Raw genomic sequence first — 16955 nt, 5'->3', positions numbered from 1 at the left:
TTTCAATGCTCCCTACCGCTCAACCAGCTGTTTCAGCCGGAGGCCCATCTCATGCAGATTCTGCGCGGCGACCTCGGTCTGCTTGGTGCCTGCCATGTTTTGCGCGCTGGCCTGCTTGATGTTTTCCATCGCCAGCGCTACCTGATCCATGCCCACCAACTGTTGCTGGCTGGATGCCGCAATCTGCAATGCCGCCTGCGCCGCGTTTATGATGTTTTCCGAAAGGGTCTGGATGGTGATGCCCGCGGTGCCGGATTGCCGGGCGCCGTCTTCCACCGCCTTGCCGTTGAGGTCGGTCGCCATGACGGCCAGCCCGGTCGCCTTCTGTATGTCGTTGAGTATCGTCCGTACCTGCGCCGTCGCCTGGCGGGATTGTTCCGCCAGGGTTCTCACCTCTAGCGCCACCACGGCAAAGCCTTTGCCTTGTTCGCCGGCCTTGGCCGCTTCGATGGCGGCATTTACCGCCAGCAGGTTGGATTGCTCGGCGAGATCGTTGACGGTGGCGATGATTTCGCCGATGGCCTGGCTCTGCTCGCCCAGCCGGGCGATGCTGTCCGCGGTCGAGACCGTCTGCGAGCGGATGCGGTTGATGCCGTCGATCAGCGCCTCCACCGCCTGCTGGCCCGATACCGACACCTGGGCGGTTTCCTGCGCGATGTCGGAGACCAGCTTCGCTTTCTGGCTGCTGATCAGCACGGTCTGCTTCACTTCCTCCACGGTGGTCGTGGTCTGGCTGACCGCAGTTGCTGTTTCGGCGGCGGCACCGGCGACTTGCGTGGTCATGGCAAGGATTTCGGCGGAGGAGGAGGTCAGCTGCGCAATCGTTGCGCGCAGCTGGCGGTTGATGGAGCGTGTCAGGAAGATACTCAGCAGCAGGCAGAGCACGAAGCCGGCCGCCGATGTCAGGGCGATAGCGAAAGCGACGCGATCCGCGGTGTCGCCGAGTTGCTCGCGCCGGTCGCTCAGCAAAGCCAGTTGATCGCTGCGGAACTGCTCGGTCTTGTCGGTCAGGAGGCGCGCACGCGGCAGCATTTCGCGCTCGCTCATCGCGATGGCCTCTGCGGTATTTCCGCGCTGCACCAGCGCGATGGCGGCTTGCAGGTGGCGTTCGAGTTCCGCCTGCATGGAGGCGATCTCGTTCAGTTCGGTATATTCCTGCCTGGAAACCGCATCGTGGATTTTCGCCATCGCGGCGGCAAAGCGCTGGGAGTCGTGTTCCAGTTCGCGAATATAGTATTGCCGCTGCTGCGGGAAGAGGAACATTCCGCGGTAGTGCTGGATCTGCGAGCTGACGGCGATCCTGAGTTCGCCGGTGCCCCCGGCCAATGTTTCACGCGCGTCGAGGAAGCGGTTGTACTGTTGCCGCTCGAAATCGCGTGCGTAGTAAGCCCCCGTCGCGACCAGCAGGAAGAGCAGAAGTACGACGGTGAACCCGCCGATGATTTTTGTGCCGATAGTCATCTAACACCTCGTCTGTTCTTGAATGGTTGCTTCATACCTTGTAGCGCTCCACCAGTTGCTTCAGGCGGATGCCCAGCGCATGCAGGCTATGGGCGGCGACTTCCGCCTGGCGCGTGCTTTCCATGTTCTGCGAGGTGGTTTCCCGGATGTTGGCCGTCGCCAGCGCCAACTGATCCATGCCGACCATCTGCTGCTGTGCCGACACCGCGATCTGGTTGGCCGCTGCCGCGTTTTCACCGATGCTTTCCGCCAGCTGCAGGATGGCCTCGCCGGCTTCGCGCGATTGCTGCACGCCGTTTGCCACCGCTTTTGCGCCTTGCTCGGTCGCCAGCACCGCGATGTTGGTACCTTTCTGGATATCGCCCAGCAGGCTGCGAATCTGGGCGGTGGCTCTCTTCGATTGCTCGGCGAGGTTCCTCACCTCCTGCGCCACCACGGAAAAGCCCCGCCCGTGTTCGCCGGCCTTGTTGGCCTCGATGGCGGCGTTGACGGCGAGCAGGTTGGATTGCTCGGCCAGATCCTTCACCGTGGCGACGATCTCGCCGATGGCCTGGCTTTGTTCGCTCAGGCGCACGATGCTCTGGGCGATGGACTCCATCTGCTGCTGGATGAGACTCATGCCGTCGATCACGTCCTCGACCGATTTGCGGCCGGTCTGGGAAATAGCCACCGCTTTCTGCGCGGTATCCGACACGTGCCTGGCCTTCTGGCTGGATAGCTGCACGGTCTGCTTCATTTCATCCACCGTGGAAACGGTCTGCGCCACGATGGTCGCGGTTTCGGTCGCGCCGGCGGCGATTTGCGACGTGCCGGTCATGATCGCGCTGGTCGAGGCCGCCAGCACGCCGACGCCTTCGGCCAGTTCGCGGTTGATCGCGCGCAGGTTTTCCACCATGGAAGCGAATGCCTGCCCCAGCACGTCGTGCCCGCTGGGCGCGGCAATCTGCACGGTCAGGTCGCCGGCAGCGATTTTTCCGGCGACTTCCGCCTTGGCGCGCAAGCTGTCCACCATCGCCACGAAGGTGTTGCCCAGCGCATCCCGGTCCGATTGCGGCGTGATTTTCAGGTTCAGGTCGCCCTGCGCTATTTGCCGGCCGATGGTGGCTTTTTCATGCAGCGAAGCCGCCATTTCGCGGAATTTGTCTTCCAGAAAGCCGATTTCGTCATGGCGCGGCTGTTTGATCGGTCGCACCACGATTTCGCCGGCGGCGATCTGCCGGGCATCCTCCGTCATGTCCCGCAGCGGCTCGACGATGACCGCATGCAGCCGCCTGGATACGGGGAGGGTGATCGCCAGCGAACCCAGCATCACCAGCAGGATGATGCTGCCGTAGCGCACGACGCGGTTGATAAGCGGCTCGGTTTGCACGCGCATGTAAACCATGCCTACCTGGTGCATTTTTTCCATGATCGGCCAGAAGATCGTCAGCTCGTTGTTGCGGAACAGCGTGCCTTGCGGCAGCGCCCGCGGCGGCGGAGGCGTGGAGGTGTCCGCACTCAGGTATTGGGTAAAGAGCTCGCCTTGGTCGGTGTACACGGCCGCGGCCTTAATGTCCGGGTTGGAGCGCAGCGCCTGCAAATACTCCTGTGCCGCCTTGGGGTCGCCGAACACCAGCGCTGCCGAGACGTTCGACGCAACGATGTTGGCGCGCACCGCGACATCCTGCCTTTGCTGGGTGCGGTATGCCACGCTGTCGTATGCGACGATGATGACGCCCGCCAACAACAGGGCGATGGCGCTCGCCAACACGGTAATCAGCGTGAGCTTGCGTCCGATGGGAATGTTGAGCAGCCTGTTCATGGGGCAATCTCCCGGTTGATCGTGCCCGTCATGGTTGCTGCCTTGGCTTGACATTGAGTGCCAGCCCCAGCAGCTTGGAGCTGAGTACCAGATTGTTCTGCTCGGCCGCGGTTTCATCGATCTCGAAACGGACGCGGTTGTCCTTGATCACGAAATTGACGATGGCTCCGCTGTCGCGGGCATCGCTGACCGTGAGTATCGGGCTGCCGCGCAGGCTGTCGATGACTTGCGGCGTGGCGGGATCGGCGCCGCCGATAAACAGAATGTTGCAGCCGGATTCGGGGGTGGCGGTCTTCAAGCGCTTGACGGCGATTGGCCGGTTGCCCGGCTGCTGGCTGGCGGCGGCCGAATCCAGCGCCTTGCCGAAAGGGTCCTCGCCGGCGACGCAGAGATTGAGCGGGCTACCCGGAGAGGCGTCCGGCCACTCGACATAAATGCCGAACTTGGTGAGATAGGCCGCCTTGACCGCATATTCCAGCGGCTCGGCGGCCGGCGCGGCGGCGGACGCCAGCACCAGGGCGCAGGCGATCCGCAGCATATGGACAGAGCGGATCAGAATTGCCATGACATCTCCATATACACGCTGCGCCGCAACTCGCTGGGTATTGCGGTGGAGGTCGCTGCAAATTCCGGATGTTCTCTATCCAGCAGGTTGTATCCGCTCACGGACAGTGCGACGCCCCTGGCGATAGCCCAGCCGAGTCGGGCATCGAGCGCGGTGTAGGAGGGAATATCGCCGGCGGAAATTCCTCCGATCGACCGCAAAGCAACATCGAACTCCACGTTGTGCGCCAGGTTCATCGACGAGCGCAGCGAGAACTGGTAGCGCGGATCGGTTTCCGAACCATTCAGGCTGGTGGTGTCGCCACTGTCGGACGCCAACTCCAGGTCTTTCTTGAAGTAGTTGTAGCCGGCGCTCAACCGCCACCAGTCGTTGACGCGGTAAGTGCCCCACATTTCCACGCCATAGGTATTGCCGCGCATCTTGTTGCCGAACACGAAGGGGAGGCCGCCGCCGGGCGACAATTCGATGCTGCGCAGCTTGTCGTAGACGTTGTAAAAAGTGGAAACCGAGAACGACAGCTTGGCCGTCGGGTCCGCCCGGTAGCCGATCTCATAGGCGGTCAGCTCTTCCGAGTCGAAATCGTCGTTGCCGATCAGCAAAAAGGGCGCGTTGCCGGGGACGAAGAATTCCCCGTCGATGCGCGACGGCGTGCGCACCGCCCGCGCCACCGACGACCAGAGCAGCGACTTGTCATCCAGTTTCCAGGCGAGCCGCGCGCTGGGCTGGGTTTCCGTGCCGGTATAGCTGTTGTGTTCGAGCTTGACCCCTAGGGTCAGTTTCAGTTGTTCGCTGAGCGCGATACTGTCCTGCACGAAGAGGTTGGCCAGCTTCAGGCTGCGCCGAGTGGGCAGGAAGGCCAGCGCGGCCGAGTTCTCGACCTGGTCCTCCATCACCCGATAGCCGCCGCCCCAGACGATGTCGTGACTCTGACGCCAGCGGAAACGGTGCTGGATATCGAGATCGTAGGTATCGAGCCGCTCGCGGAAGGTGCCGGGATAATTGCGGCGTATGCGGTCGAAGTAGGCCTGCACCTGCAGGCTGTCGTCGCCGCCCAGCGCGTGGTTCCAACGGCTGAGCAGATTGACGCCGGAGAGGGTCTTGTCGCTGCCGACTAGTTGGTCGGATTCGCCGTCGTAGAGGTCGCCCTGCAGGGTGAACTTGTCGCCCTCGATGCCGGAATCCACGCGGAACCCCGCCTGCTGCTTGTGCCAGCGGTCGTGCACGTTGGTGCCGTCGGCGCGTTCCGTCCCGTCGCGCTCGAAGCCCTTGGCATAGACGCGGAAGGCGGTGTTGTCGTTCAGCTTTCCGCCGTAGCGCGCCGCGCCGCCGCGCTCTTCGGTGCCGGCGCCGGCGTTGAGCAGCGCGCCTTGGGTGGCATGGGCGGAACGGGTGATGATGTTGATGACGCCGTTGACCGCATTCGAGCCCCACAGCGCGCCGCCGGGGCCGCTGATCACCTCGATGCGCTCGACGTCCTGCAGCAGCACGTCCTGCACGTCCCAAAACACGCCGGAGAACAGCGGGGTGTACACGGTGCGGCCGTCGATCAGCACCAGCAGCTTGTTGGCGGCAGTGCCGTTGAAACCGCGCGCGGTGATCGCATACTGGCTGGCGTCGACGCGCGCCACCTGCAGATTGGGCGCCAGGCGCAGCGCTTCCGGCACGCTGGTGTAGCCCGAGCGGCGGATGTCTTCCTGGGTGATCACGAACACCGCGGCTGCGGCGTCGCTTAAGGATTCCTTTTTCTTGGAGACCGAGGAAATCTCGATGTTGGCGAGCTCGTCGATGCTCATGTGCGAGAAATCGACAGCTTCGTTATCGGCGGCGCCGAATGCCAGGCCGGGGATCAGCAGCATGCCCCCCGCCAAGCGCCGAGCGGTTTTGACGAACGAAATACCGAAAGCATGGTGTGCCGAGTCTCTCACGTTGCCTCCCCGGGCTGAGCGCCGACCCGTCCGGCGTCCTCCCTTGCGGTTGCAAATGCAGCGCTGCTGCGCTTATTGCTTCATGTCACTTCCTCGTGTATCACTATGTTTTCATTATGCAAAAGCCGTGCCGCGTCCAGCACCACCAGCCCTTCGGCGGTGATGCCCTGAAGATAGTCTTCGCGCACGCCGGTCAGCGTGGGCAGCCCCGGCTGGATTTCATGCAGCGGAATGTTCCGCACGCCGAGGATGGCGTCTGCCAGGATGCCGAACTCCATCGCTCCGTCCGAGACGATGACGATCTTGTTGAGATCGGTCAGGCCTTTTGGCGGCAGTTCGAACAGGTGCTTGAGGTCGATCACCGACATCACCTGGCCGCGCACGTTGACAATGCCGGCCACGAACGCCGGAGTGCAAGGCAGCGGCGTCAGCTCCTTCAGCGGATAGACTTCGCGTACATAAGCCGTTTCGATGGCGTAAGTCTCGTAGGCCAGCAGCAGCGTCACCACCTCGATGGCGGGCGCGGCGGTTTCCGCATCCGGCGGTTGCGCCAGCAGGCGCGCCCGTGCCCGCAGCAGATCGTTGCCGGCATTGATCGCCGCCATGTCCCGCGCAGCGGTTTTTCTGGCCCGTGCGCGTGTTGGTTTTTGCGGGGGTGTTGCGGGCTTCATGCCGCTTTATCCTCTTTGCGCGTCCCGCTGCGGATGATTTCCATCAAGCGACCGCTGGTCAGCCCGTCGGATTCCGGCAGCAGGTCGTCTTCCCGCTGTTTTTCCAGGATCAGCAGCGCGTTATCGAAATGCTTCGCTGCGACATGCGGCTGGTGCTGGTCGCGATAAATGTTGCCGAGAGCGAAGTGGGCGAGCACGAATTCCGGGTCGAGATAGAGCGTGCGTTTATGCGCAAGCGCGGCTTCCGCACTGCGCCCCAGTTCCTGCAGGATCGCCCCCAGCAGATAGTGGCCGAGCGGATTGAGCCGATCCGTTGCCACCGCCCGTTGGCATAACTCCTGCGCCGCCGGCAGTTCGCCGCGATTGGCGTGGGTTCTTGCCGTCAGCAGCAGCGCCGCTACGTCGATCTTTTGCGCGGTTGCGACAGCCGTGGGCCGTATTGTTTTGGGCAGCTTGGGCCGGATCGCCTCGACGACCTTGGCGGATATCGTGACGGCGGGTTGTTCCGGTTTTGGCGGGGGGCTGCTTTTCTGGTGCAGGATGGCGCCCGGCAGGTAGGCCGGAACGAAGCGTGCGAACGAGGTTTGCGAAATCTCCGATGGGCTGACCGCCAGCCAGCCGTTTTTCACCAGGGCCCGATAGTGTTTTTCGACCACCCGCGCCGCCATCTCCGGCTCGAAATACATCAGCACATTGCGGCAGAACACGATATCCATCGCACCGGTGTTGCCGGCCGGCGAAGGATATGTGTCGTCCGCCAGATTGAGATAGGCGAACATGACCATGTTGCGGACGGCGGGAATGATTTCGTAAAGGTTTTTGCCGGCATGCCTGAAATAGCGCTCGCGCAGCCACGGCGGTGCGCCGCGGAAAGACCATTCGCCATAAATCCCGGCAGCGGCTTTCTCCAGCGCCTGCGGGTTGATGTCCGTGCCCAGTACGGTGATGTTCCACTCGGCGATGTCGGGAATCATGCGATGCAGCAGGATGGCGAGGGAATAAGCCTCCTCGCCGGTCGAGCAGCCGGCGCTCCACAGCCGCAACTGCCGCGTGGACTGCCGTCGTTCCTCGATGAGTGCGGGCAGGACGTGGCACTGGAGCGCTTCGAATACCTGCGGTTCGCGGAAGAAATAGGTTTCGCCTATGGTCAGGTGGCGCGCGAGTATTTCGATCTGCTGCCTGGTTAATGGCTGCGACAGCAGTTGGGCGAAGTAGTCCGGCAGAGTGCTGAAATGCAACTCGCGCGCCATGCCTTGCAGCCCGCGCAGTAGCTCCGGCCAGCGCTCCGGCGGGAAGTGGAGACCGATCTGCCGGGCGAGAACGTCGCTCAGTGCAGGCAGCAGCGGCAGGTCGCGGGAGTTTTCCATCTCATGTCTCCAGCGCCTGATCCAGCAGGGTTTCTTCTTCCAGCGAAAGAAAGCGGTCGAGATCATGGATCAACACCATGCCGTCCGGCATGCGGACGATGCCGGAAACATATGCCATGTCCGGCAGTATGGTTGCCGCATCGGCGATCTCCGCGAGGGCGTAGTCGAACACGCCTTCCACGCTATCCACGACCAGCGCCACGCTCCGCCGCCAGGTGCGGCCGATGATGAGGTGGTCGGCGGGGGACAGCGGACGCGTCGGCAAGCCGAAGCAATGCCTGAAGTCGATGACCGGATGCACGACGCCATGCACGTTGACGATGCCCATGACTTTTTCCGGCGCCCCGGGCAGTGGCGTGACTGCCACCGCACGGTAGCTGCGCTCCACCGCTGCCAGCGGCAGCGCGCATTTCCAATCGTCCAGCCTGAACACCAGCAACGAAGTCATAGGCGCACCTTTGCCGAACGGCCGGACGAAGCGGGTTTAAATCGAGGATATAAGGAGGAAAAACCGGAAAGAACTGCCAAATCGAGGTATGCAGCGACCCGCAAACCAGATGTTTGACTGGTTGGGTTCGCCCCGGGCTTGCGGGCGTGCGGTTTCTCGCCTATGAACGTGCCATACATGCTCATTTAAGATTCTTCTTGGTTTTTATGTTAACAAGATGAACTTAACGCGCCTATCCAGCAGTGGCGCCGCTCTTGTCTGCGGCGATCACGAAATCAGCATAGCATTTTTTTATAAAAAATTTACATTTTTAAACATATGGTTATGCGTAATGGGTAAGGCGGGGAGGCAATGGTTCCGTAATGTGAAAAATTACGCGGTTTTTGCAGAGAATCGGGCGTAATAGATGGCGCTGACAAAGAAAACGAACGTCAGCAGGACTTCGATTCCAGCCAGTCCGGCAGACAGTCCGGAGTCGGCGTAGGCACGCACCGTGCCCTCGGTGAACCAGAGCAGGATGAACATCGACGACCATTGGTAGGTGTAGCGTTTACCGCGCAGTATGCCGAACAAGGGCAGCAATAACGGAGCCGCCTTGAGGATGAGCAGCGAGCCGCCCGGACGCAGCGGTGCCAGCCAGCCTTCCCACGCCAGGCACAGCAGAATGAGGGCGATCAGGCTGATGCTTGCCGCGAGGCGCAGGGCGGCGATCATGCGCGGCACGCCTGCGCCAGAGCCACCAGCGCAACGCGTGCCTCTTGCGCATCGGTCACCGGCGTGTCGAACGAAAAGCGCAGCAGGCGCCCGTCTGCCGTCACATCGAATCCATCGGTGTCTATGCCTGTCATTGCGGCGCTCTCCGTGTCCTTGCCGTGTACGTGCCGGCAGTAGGCGCGCAGATTTTCGGCGTGATCGGCATTCATGTGGTCAAGTATCGCCGCCTCCTGTTGCGCCAGGCGATTGGCCGGCGGGCGCAATTCCAGTCCGGGAATCCAGTGGATCTTGCCGAAGCCGCCGATATAGCGCGCCTGCTGCACCGCAATGCGGTAAAACTGGAAGTCGTGCATGTCGAAATAGCTTGCGGCCTGCGGCAAATAACGCAGGTAGCGGGCGCGCAGCGCGTCGTCCTTGGGTGCAATTGCGGCATCGCCCACCAGCGTCAGCCGCGCGCCGGCCTGCATGTCCGGGCTGGCCGGGTCGAACGCGATCAACGAGACGCGCGGGTCGGCCTGGATGTTTTTGGTGTGCTCCGCAATCGTCGAAATCAGTATCAGCGGGTTGCCGGCGTGATCCAGCACGAAAGGTGCAATCGAACCGAACGGATAGCCTTTCAGCCGGGCCGAGATCGTGGAAAGTACGCCGCTATGCGTCGCGTAAAGAAATTTGCGGGCGTCCGCTGCATGCGTCATGGCGAACCCGTAGCGCAGGCGTCCTCGCCTGCATTAAAACTCCCTCTCCCCTTGCGGGAGAGGGTTGGGGTGAGGGGTATGCAGGCGAGGACGCCTGCGCTACAAGGCGGCTGTTCGATCCTCCTCATGCGTTTAGCTTCAGCGCCGTTTCCGCCAGCCGCTTGCCCAGTACGATGCACAGCTTGCGCTCGGCGTCGGTAATCGGCTTGTCGTCCAGCGCGCCCGCCACATGGCTGGCGCCGTAAGGGGTTCCGCCGGCGGTGGTGGTTGTCAGTTCGGCTTCGGAATACGGCAAGCCCAGGATCAGCATGCCGTGATGCATCAGCGGCAGCATCATGGAAATCAGCGTCGTTTCCTGCCCGCCGTGCATCGAGCCGGTCGAGGTGAAGAGTGCTGCCGGCTTGCCGATCAGCGCACCGTTCACCCACAGATTGGTCGTACCGTCGAGGAAGTATTTGAGCGGTGCCGCCATGTTGCCGAAGCGGGTGGGACTGCCCAGCGCCAGGCCGGCACATTCCTCCAGGTCCTTCAATTCGGCATAAGGCGCGCCGCTGTCGGGAACCTCCGGTTCGGTGGCTTCGCAGACGGTAGAAACGCGCGGTACGGTGCGTATACGCGCTTTCGCGCCGGGGACGCTTTCGATGCCGCGCGCAATCAGTTGGGCCATGTCGCGCACCGCGCCGCCGTGCGAGTAATAGAGTACGAGAATGTCGGTCATGGTTGTATTTTACTGGAATCGTGCATACGCAGCCGCCGGGATTGACGATAGAATTTCGAATCTTTCATTTTTCGAGAACTCGCCATGACTTTCGCCAGAATGTTCCCTTACGTTTTCGTCATGACGATGTTCGCGTTGCCGGTGTTTGCCGCCGACGCCCCAGGCGAAAAGATGGAGGCGACGACCGCGGCCGGGGATAAGGTCATCCTGCATCCGAATGGCCGCTGGGAGTTCGTGGATACGCAAAAAGCCAAGGCTGCGCAGGAAGTCGCCAAGCAGTATCCCGAAAACCAGGTCTGCCCGCCCGGCTGGCGCGGCGGCGTTTTTGGCTTCGGACGCTGCATTCCTCCCGGCGACAAGGATTTCAATCGCGGCTCGATGATCGGCAAGTAGAACCCATCTCAAGAGCAATCGCGTGATGAGTTGCTGACTGTCAGTGGTGAACTAACTTGTTTCTCGCGGCAAGATACGCAAAAGTACGTTGGCAGGATGCTTACGCAGTAGTCGTAGGCCGGGCAGAAGTGGCTCAGCCTTCGGCGAATAACCGCAGGCCGATAATGCCGGCAATGATCAGCGTCACACAGAACAAACGCGCTACCGTCGCCGGCTCGTTGAACAGCAGGATTCCCAATATCACCGTGCCGATCGAACCGATGCCGGTCCACACCGCATAAGCGGTGCCGACCGGCAGGGTCTTCATTGCGGCTGCCAGCAGCAGGATGCTGACGATCATCGCCGCCACCGTCGTCAGCGACGGCCACCAGCGCGTGAAGCCTTCGGTATATTTGAGTCCGATCGCCCACGCGATCTCGAACAGTCCCGCCAGGGTCAGGATGAGCCAAGCCATTGAAGTACTCCTTTGGTTTGGGGCCGTCCCCGGTCGGTCTGCGGACAAGGTCGTCCCTGTCCGGGCGGCGCGACCAGGGCCTCCGCCCTAGATGCGCCTTGCCAGATTTTCTGCTTTGCCGATATAGCTGGCCGGGGTCATTTCCAGCAAACCCTGTTTTGCCTCTTCCGGGATCGCGAGCCCGCCGATGAATTCGTGCAGCGCTTCCTTGGTGATGCCGCCTTTGCCGCGTGTGAGCGCCTTTAGCTGCTCGTAAGGATTTTCGACGCCGTAGCGGCGCATTACGGTCTGGATCGGCTCGGCCAGCACTTCCCAGGAATCATCAAGGTCTTCGGCCAGCTTGGCGCGGTTCGCTTCCAGCTTGCCCAGGCCTTTCAGGCAGGAGTCGTAGCCCAGCAGCGAATAGCCGAACGCCACGCCCATGTTGCGCAGCACCGTGGAGTCGGTGAGGTCGCGCTGCCAGCGCGAGATCGGCAGTTTTTCGGCGAGATGGCGCAGCACCGCGTTGGCCATGCCGAGATTGCCCTCGGAGTTCTCGAAGTCGATCGGGTTGACCTTGTGCGGCATGGTCGAGGAGCCGACTTCGCCTTCTTTGACCTTCTGTTTGAAGTAGCCCATCGAAATATAGCCCCAAATGTCGCGGTCGAGGTCGATCAGGATGGTGTTGATGCGGCTGACGGCATCGTACAGTTCGGCCATGTAGTCGTGCGGCTCGATCTGGATGGTGTAGGGGTTGTAGGCGAGGCCCAGTCCTTCCACGAATTCCTGCGCGAAGGCTTCCCAGTCGAATTCCGGGTAGGCGGACAGGTGCGCGTTGAAGTTGCCGACGGCGCCGTTGATCTTGCCGAGGATTTCCACGCCGGCGATCTGCTTTTTCTGGCGGCGCAGGCGGTAGACCACGTTGGCGAGTTCCTTGCCCAGCGTGGTGGGAGAGGCCGGCTGGCCGTGGGTGTGCGCCAGCATCGCGGCATCGGCCAAGTCGTGCGCCTGGGCGACGAGGTTGGCTATCAGTTGGTCCAGCATCGGCAGCAGCACGCTGTCGCGCGCGGATTTCAGCATCAGCGCGTGCGACAGGTTGTTGATGTCTTCCGAGGTGCAGGCGAAATGGATGAACTCGCTTGCCTTGCGGATTTCCGGATTGCTGTAGAAGCGTTCCTTCAACCAGTATTCGAGCGCCTTCACGTCGTGGTTGGTGCGCGATTCGATGGCCTTGACTTCCGCTGCCTCGATTTCTCCGAACCCGGCAATCGCGTCGTCAAGCTCCTTGAGGGTGGGCGCCGAGAATTCGGCGACTTCCGCGATGGCCGGATCGGCAGCCAGTGCCTTCAGCCATTCGACTTCGACCAGTGCGCGATGGCGGATAAGAGCATATTCGCTGAAGTATGGGCGCAGTGCATCGAGTTTGGATTGATAACGGCCGTCGAGCGGGGAAAGAGCGTTCAGTGCGGTGAGGTCCATGAGGAAAATCTGGGATGTTTGAAGTAATTCATTATTTTACCTTTTAGAGCAAGCTTTTGTCTTGGGGAATGCGACACTGGCATTATCAGAACTTGCTTATATAATGGAGTCATGCCTGCCAGATATCTCTTGCTGCTGATCGCGCTGGTTTCGTCCCCCGCTGGGGCGGAGGAGTCGTTTGCGCCGGCGGCGAGCGTCGAGGACAACATCCGCAACATGGATAAGGACCACGACGGCATGGTCTCCATCAGCGAAGTCCGCGCTTACCTCGAGGCGCAGAACGGCAAGGGCTACCGCAGCGAACTGCTGGACGAAATGAGCGCCAAGGCCGACGCCAGGAGTTGCGCGTCGCCATTCAGTCGATCTTTTTATTGAAGCCGGTTACTGAAGCCGGTAGCGCAGGCGTCCTCGCCTGCATCCCCCATACGCATGGTTTGTTACAGGCGAAACGCCAGCGCTACGAGCGCCGACTTCGTTTCAGTACTTAATCGCCGTTTCGCGCCTGCGGCGCGGCCTGTATAATTTCCCGATTCCCTTTTCACTAGTGAACTTGCCATGTTGAACGCCTACCGTGACCACGTGGCCGAGCGCGCCGCGCTGGGCCTGCCGCCGCTTCCCCTGACCGCCGAGCAGACCGCCGAACTGGTCGCCCTGCTCAAGCATCCGCCGGTTGGCGAAGAAGCGACGCTGATCGAGCTGTTGGAAAATCGCATTCCCGCCGGTGTGGACCAGGCGGCCTATGTGAAGGCCGCTTTCCTGTCCGATATCGCGCTGGGCAACGCCGCATCGCCGCTGGTCACCCCGGTCAAGGCCGTGCAACTGCTGGGCACCATGCTCGGCGGCTACAACGTGCAGGCGCTGGTGGCGCTGCTGGATGCGCCGCTGGATGAAGAAGCCGCCAACGCGCTGAAGCACACCACGCTGATGTTCGATGCCTTCCACGATGTGCAGGAAAAAATGAAGGCCGGCAATGCCCAGGCGAAGCGCCTGATCGAATCCTGGGCCGAAGCCGAGTGGTTCACCGCACGCAAGGCGCTGCCGCAGGAAATCCGCACGGTGGTGTTCAAGGTGCCGGGCGAAACCAATACCGACGATCTCTCGCCGGCGCAGGAAGCCTGGTCGCGCCCGGACATTCCGCTGCACGCCAAGGCGATGCTGGTGTCCAAGATGCCGGACGGCCTCGATACCATCCAGAAACTGAAAGAAAAGGGGCTGCCGCTGGCCTACGTCGGCGACGTGGTCGGCACCGGCTCCTCGCGCAAATCCGCGATCAATTCTGTGCAATGGCATATGGGCGAGGACATCCCTTACATCCCCAACAAGCGCACCGGCGGCATCGTGCTGGGCGGCAAGATCGCGCCGATTTTCTTCAACACCGCCGAGGATTCCGGCGCGCTGCCGATCCAGTGCGACGTGAGCCAGATGAACACCGGCGACGTGATCGTGATTCATCCGTTCACCGGCAAGATCACCAACGAAGCGGGCGAGACCATCAGCACCTTCGAGTTGGCACCCTTGACGATGCCGGACGAAGTGCGCGCCGGCGGTCGCATTCCGCTGATCATCGGCCGCGGCCTCACCACTAAGGCGCGCGAAGCGCTGGGTCTGCCGTCGTCCGAACTGTTCATCAAGCCGATTGCGCCCAAGGACACCGGCAAGGGCTACACGCTGGCGCAGAAGATGGTGGGCCATGCCTGCGGCGTGGAAGGCATCCGCCCCGGCACCTATTGCGAACCCAAGATCACCACCGTCGGCTCGCAAGACACCACCGGCGCGATGACGCGCGACGAATTGAAGGAACTGGCCTGTCTCGGCTTCTCCGCCGACCTGGTGATGCAGAGTTTCTGCCACACCGCGGCCTATCCCAAGCCGGTCGATATCAAGCTGCAGCACTCGCTGCCGGAGTTCATGTCCAGTCGCGGCGGTGTCAGCTTGCGCCCCGGCGACGGCGTGATCCACTCCTGGCTCAACCGCATGATCCTGCCGGATACCGTGGGCACCGGCGGCGACTCGCACACTCGCTTCCCGATTGGCATCTCCTTCCCGGCCGGTTCCGGCCTGGTGGCGTTTGCCGCGGCGATGGGCGCGATGCCGCTCGACATGCCGGAATCGGTGCTGGTGCGCTTCAAGGGCGACATGCAGCCCGGCATCACGCTACGCGATCTGGTCAATGCGATTCCCTATGCGGCAATCCAGAAGGGCGAGCTGACGGTCGGCAAGCAGGGCAAGAAGAACGTCTTCAACGGCCGCATCCTGGAAATCGAGGGCCTGCCGGACTTAAAGGTGGAACAGGCGTTCGAGTTCGCCGACGCCTCCGCCGAGCGTTCCGCCAACGGCTGCGCGGTGCGCCTCAACAAGGAACCCATCATCGAGTTCCTCAATTCCAACATCGTGCTGATGGAAAACATGATCGCCAACGGCTACGAGGACGCGCGTACGCTGCGCCGCCGCATCGAGGCGATGGAAGCCTGGCTGGCCAAGCCGGAACTGCTGCAACCGGATGCCGACGCGGAGTATGCCTACGTGCTGGAAATCGACCTCAACCAGATCAAGGAACCGCTGGTGGCCTGCCCCAACGATCCAGACGACATCAAGCCGCTGTCCGCGGTAGTCGGCGACAAGATCGACGAAGTGTTCATCGGTAGTTGTATGACGAATATCGGTCACTACCGCGCTGCCGCCAAGGTGCTGGAAGACGCCGGCATCATCCCGACGCGTTTGTGGATCGCGCCGCCGACGCGCATGGACGAAGCCGAACTGCGCGAAGAGGGCGCCTATTCGGTGTTCGGCCGCGCTGGTGCGCGCACCGAAGTGCCGGGCTGTTCGCTGTGCATGGGCAACCAGGCGCGCGTGGCGGACCGCGCGACGGTGTTCTCCACCAGCACGCGCAACTTCGACAACCGCATGGGCAAGGACGCTCGCGTCTATCTCGGTTCGGCCGAGCTGGCGGCGGTGTGCGCGCGTATGGGCAAGATGCCGACGCCGGAAGAGTATCTGGCGGTGATCGGCGATAAGTTGTCGAAGGATGCGGGGAATATTTACCGCTATCTGAACTTCGACAAGATGCCGGAGTATGTGAAGAAGATTATTCCGATCTCCGAGGTGCCGGTGTAAGCCGAGCATCTCGGTTCCCTCTCCCCTTGCGGGAGAGGGCTAGGGTGAGGGGCTGTTCCCTCCTCGGAATGTTTTGGCCTTAGCCGGCCCGCAGGGTGGGCAACTCGTTGCCCACGCGGTGATTGAAGCTTGGGTAGGTCGGGTCTCGCCCCGACAGGCGAGGTTCTTTCTTTTGCTTGTCCAAAAGAAAGAACCCAAAGAAAACGACACCCCACACCACGGCCTTCGGCTCCCTTGCGCTGCTCGACAAGCCGGGCGGCGGCCTGAACTCGCTACGCTCAAACAGACGGCCGCCGACTGCCCCCGGCTTGCCTGCGCTGCTCAGCGTGGCGTCAGGGGAAAGGAAAAGCCCGGAATGTCACTATCGTAGACTTGAGGTGACTTCTCGAGACGTCATTCCGGCGAAAGCCGGAATCCCGCTTTTTAACGTAACGACCGGAGAAGAAAAACATGGCAAGCCGTAAGCCTGAGAAAACTGAAATTCCCGTAAAGCCTTTTACCGAAGCCTCGCTTTTCCCCCACGCCGCGCTGAAAAGCTGGAAGGTCATGCTGCCATTGCTGGCGGTGTTGGTCTTTCTCGTCTGGCTGGGTTTCCGCCTTAACGTCGACGACCGCGTGATCGTGGGCGGGGCGGTGCTGTTCGGTGTGCTGTCCAGTCTTTTCGCCTGGGTGATCGGGGTTCTCGGGCTGATCCCTTTCATCGGGCCGCTGATCGTCAAGGTGCTGGCCATCCCGATTATCTGGCTGCTGAATGCGCTGGGTTATCTGGTTTCCTTTATTGCGATCAAGCGCGGTTATTCCAAGGACGTGCTGACCTATCGCGGGCTGACCATCGCGCTCATTGTCGGGATCATTATCGGCTTCATCCTTGGCCATTTGATCTGACCTTGGAGCATTTGCCCGTTCTCTACCGCGATGACTATCTCATCGCGGTGCACAAGCCTTCCGGTCTGCTGGTGCATCGCACGGATATCGACCGGCACGAAACTCGCTTTGCGGTGCAGATCGTGCGCGACCAGATCGGTTGCAAGGTTTACGCCGTCCATCGGCTCGATAAGGGCACGTCCGGCGTGCTGCTGTTCGCGTTGCAGCCGGAGGCTGGCAAGGCGCTGACGGCGCAATTCGAGGCGCAGCAGGTCGCCAAGACTTATCTGGCCGTCGTGCGCGGGCA

17 protein-coding genes are annotated in these 16955 nt (G+C 61.8%); 5 read left to right on the top strand and 12 right to left on the bottom strand.

Annotated elements, in window-relative coordinates; translation table 11 throughout:
* Positions 1 to 12: 12 nt before the first annotated feature.
* The 10 genes from ACR65W_RS17570 to wrbA form a co-directional block, all read right to left on the bottom strand.
* Positions 13 to 1461: a methyl-accepting chemotaxis protein gene (locus tag ACR65W_RS17570; RefSeq protein ID WP_434502922.1), complete on the bottom strand. Its 1449-nt coding sequence runs from the start codon at positions 1459 to 1461 to the stop codon at positions 13 to 15.
* A 31-nt stretch (positions 1462 to 1492) separates the two neighbouring features.
* Entirely contained in the window at positions 1493 to 3262 is a 1770-nt protein-coding gene (locus tag ACR65W_RS17565) for a methyl-accepting chemotaxis protein (RefSeq protein ID WP_434502920.1), read from the bottom strand.
* Positions 3263 to 3290: 28 nt separating this feature from the next.
* Entirely contained in the window at positions 3291 to 3827 is a 537-nt protein-coding gene (locus tag ACR65W_RS17560) for a YfiR family protein (RefSeq protein WP_434502918.1), read from the bottom strand.
* Positions 3815 to 5683, bottom strand: coding sequence for a TonB-dependent receptor plug domain-containing protein (locus ACR65W_RS17555; RefSeq protein ID WP_434502916.1), 1869 nt, complete (start codon positions 5681 to 5683; stop codon positions 3815 to 3817). The genes ACR65W_RS17560 and ACR65W_RS17555 overlap by 13 nt, the downstream gene beginning before the upstream one ends.
* Before the next feature lie 149 nt (positions 5684 to 5832).
* Positions 5833 to 6423 (bottom strand): chemotaxis protein CheW, encoded by a 591-nt coding sequence (locus tag ACR65W_RS17550; protein WP_434502914.1) that lies wholly within the window; start codon positions 6421 to 6423, stop codon positions 5833 to 5835.
* Positions 6420 to 7790: a CheR family methyltransferase gene (locus tag ACR65W_RS17545; protein WP_434502912.1), complete on the bottom strand. Its 1371-nt coding sequence runs from the start codon at positions 7788 to 7790 to the stop codon at positions 6420 to 6422. The genes ACR65W_RS17550 and ACR65W_RS17545 overlap by 4 nt, the downstream gene beginning before the upstream one ends.
* A gap of 1 nt (position 7791) precedes the next feature.
* A complete protein-coding gene (locus ACR65W_RS17540; RefSeq protein WP_434502910.1) occupies positions 7792 to 8238 on the bottom strand; it encodes a chemotaxis protein CheW in 447 nt (148 codons plus the stop codon).
* Between the two features lie 372 nt (positions 8239 to 8610).
* The gene (locus ACR65W_RS17535) at positions 8611 to 8952 is read right to left on the bottom strand and encodes a DUF2069 domain-containing protein (protein ID WP_434502909.1); all 342 of its coding nucleotides are present in this window, start codon (positions 8950 to 8952) and stop codon (positions 8611 to 8613) included.
* The gene (locus ACR65W_RS17530) at positions 8949 to 9647 is read right to left on the bottom strand and encodes a HugZ family protein (protein ID WP_434502907.1); all 699 of its coding nucleotides are present in this window, start codon (positions 9645 to 9647) and stop codon (positions 8949 to 8951) included. The genes ACR65W_RS17535 and ACR65W_RS17530 overlap by 4 nt, the downstream gene beginning before the upstream one ends.
* A 124-nt stretch (positions 9648 to 9771) precedes the next feature.
* Positions 9772 to 10365, bottom strand: a complete 594-nt coding sequence (gene wrbA / locus ACR65W_RS17525; RefSeq protein WP_434502905.1) for an NAD(P)H:quinone oxidoreductase — start codon at positions 10363 to 10365, stop codon at positions 9772 to 9774.
* An 84-nt stretch (positions 10366 to 10449) separates the two neighbouring features.
* Here wrbA and ACR65W_RS17520 point away from each other — a divergent pair, with 84 nt between their 5' ends.
* Positions 10450 to 10758: a hypothetical protein gene (locus tag ACR65W_RS17520; RefSeq protein ID WP_434502903.1), complete on the top strand. Its 309-nt coding sequence runs from the start codon at positions 10450 to 10452 to the stop codon at positions 10756 to 10758.
* 133 nt (positions 10759 to 10891) lie between these two features.
* Here the strand turns inward: ACR65W_RS17520 and sugE are convergent, their stop codons facing one another.
* Complete coding sequence (gene sugE, locus ACR65W_RS17515; RefSeq protein WP_434502901.1) at positions 10892 to 11212, bottom strand: quaternary ammonium compound efflux SMR transporter SugE; 321 nt, start codon at positions 11210 to 11212, stop codon at positions 10892 to 10894.
* Positions 11213 to 11299: 87 nt separating this feature from the next.
* Positions 11300 to 12670 carry an adenylosuccinate lyase gene (gene purB, locus ACR65W_RS17510; RefSeq protein WP_434502899.1) on the bottom strand — a complete coding sequence of 457 codons (1371 nt, stop codon included), beginning with the start codon at positions 12668 to 12670 and terminating at the stop codon, positions 11300 to 11302.
* Between the two features lie 129 nt (positions 12671 to 12799).
* Between purB and ACR65W_RS17505 the strand changes: the two genes are divergently transcribed.
* The 4 genes from ACR65W_RS17505 to ACR65W_RS17490 all read left to right on the top strand — a co-directional run.
* Positions 12800 to 13045 (top strand): hypothetical protein, encoded by a 246-nt coding sequence (locus ACR65W_RS17505; protein ID WP_434502897.1) that lies wholly within the window; start codon positions 12800 to 12802, stop codon positions 13043 to 13045.
* Between the two features lie 180 nt (positions 13046 to 13225).
* Positions 13226 to 15784, top strand: coding sequence for a bifunctional aconitate hydratase 2/2-methylisocitrate dehydratase (gene acnB, locus ACR65W_RS17500; protein WP_434502895.1), 2559 nt, complete (start codon positions 13226 to 13228; stop codon positions 15782 to 15784).
* Positions 15785 to 16234: 450 nt separating this feature from the next.
* Positions 16235 to 16669: a hypothetical protein gene (locus ACR65W_RS17495; protein ID WP_434502893.1), complete on the top strand. Its 435-nt coding sequence runs from the start codon at positions 16235 to 16237 to the stop codon at positions 16667 to 16669.
* A 2-nt stretch (positions 16670 to 16671) separates the two neighbouring features.
* A partial coding sequence (locus ACR65W_RS17490) for a pseudouridine synthase (RefSeq protein ID WP_434502891.1) occupies positions 16672 to 16955 on the top strand: 284 nt, incomplete at its 3' end.

Source organism: Methylocystis sp. (genome assembly GCF_051062815.1).
Classification (GTDB): domain Bacteria; phylum Pseudomonadota; class Alphaproteobacteria; order Rhizobiales; family Beijerinckiaceae; genus Methylocystis.
The sequence above is the reverse complement of the archived record's forward strand: the minus strand, read 5'-3'. Positions and strand labels throughout refer to the sequence as shown.

Bases quoted from the DNA above. Each gene is read 5' to 3' on its own strand.
- ACR65W_RS17535 (WP_434502909.1), bottom strand. From the start codon at position 8,952: ATGATCGCCGCCCTGCGCCTCGCGGCAAGCATCAGCCTGATCGCCCTC.
- purB (WP_434502899.1), bottom strand. From the start codon at position 12,670: ATGGACCTCACCGCACTGAACGCTCTTTCCCCGCTCGACGGCCGTTAT.
- ACR65W_RS17545 (WP_434502912.1), bottom strand. From the start codon at position 7,790: ATGGAAAACTCCCGCGACCTGCCGCTGCTGCCTGCACTGAGCGACGTT.
- ACR65W_RS17555 (WP_434502916.1), bottom strand. From the start codon at position 5,683: ATGCTGCTGATCCCCGGCCTGGCATTCGGCGCCGCCGATAACGAAGCT.
- ACR65W_RS17550 (WP_434502914.1), bottom strand. From the start codon at position 6,423: ATGAAGCCCGCAACACCCCCGCAAAAACCAACACGCGCACGGGCCAGA.
- ACR65W_RS17565 (WP_434502920.1), bottom strand. From the start codon at position 3,262: ATGAACAGGCTGCTCAACATTCCCATCGGACGCAAGCTCACGCTGATT.
- sugE (WP_434502901.1), bottom strand. From the start codon at position 11,212: ATGGCTTGGCTCATCCTGACCCTGGCGGGACTGTTCGAGATCGCGTGG.
- acnB (WP_434502895.1), top strand. From the start codon at position 13,226: ATGTTGAACGCCTACCGTGACCACGTGGCCGAGCGCGCCGCGCTGGGC.
- ACR65W_RS17530 (WP_434502907.1), bottom strand. From the start codon at position 9,647: ATGACGCATGCAGCGGACGCCCGCAAATTTCTTTACGCGACGCATAGC.
- wrbA (WP_434502905.1), bottom strand. From the start codon at position 10,365: ATGACCGACATTCTCGTACTCTATTACTCGCACGGCGGCGCGGTGCGC.
- ACR65W_RS17520 (WP_434502903.1), top strand. From the start codon at position 10,450: ATGACTTTCGCCAGAATGTTCCCTTACGTTTTCGTCATGACGATGTTC.
- ACR65W_RS17495 (WP_434502893.1), top strand. From the start codon at position 16,235: ATGGCAAGCCGTAAGCCTGAGAAAACTGAAATTCCCGTAAAGCCTTTT.
- ACR65W_RS17540 (WP_434502910.1), bottom strand. From the start codon at position 8,238: ATGACTTCGTTGCTGGTGTTCAGGCTGGACGATTGGAAATGCGCGCTG.
- ACR65W_RS17570 (WP_434502922.1), bottom strand. From the start codon at position 1,461: ATGACTATCGGCACAAAAATCATCGGCGGGTTCACCGTCGTACTTCTG.
- ACR65W_RS17560 (WP_434502918.1), bottom strand. From the start codon at position 3,827: ATGGCAATTCTGATCCGCTCTGTCCATATGCTGCGGATCGCCTGCGCC.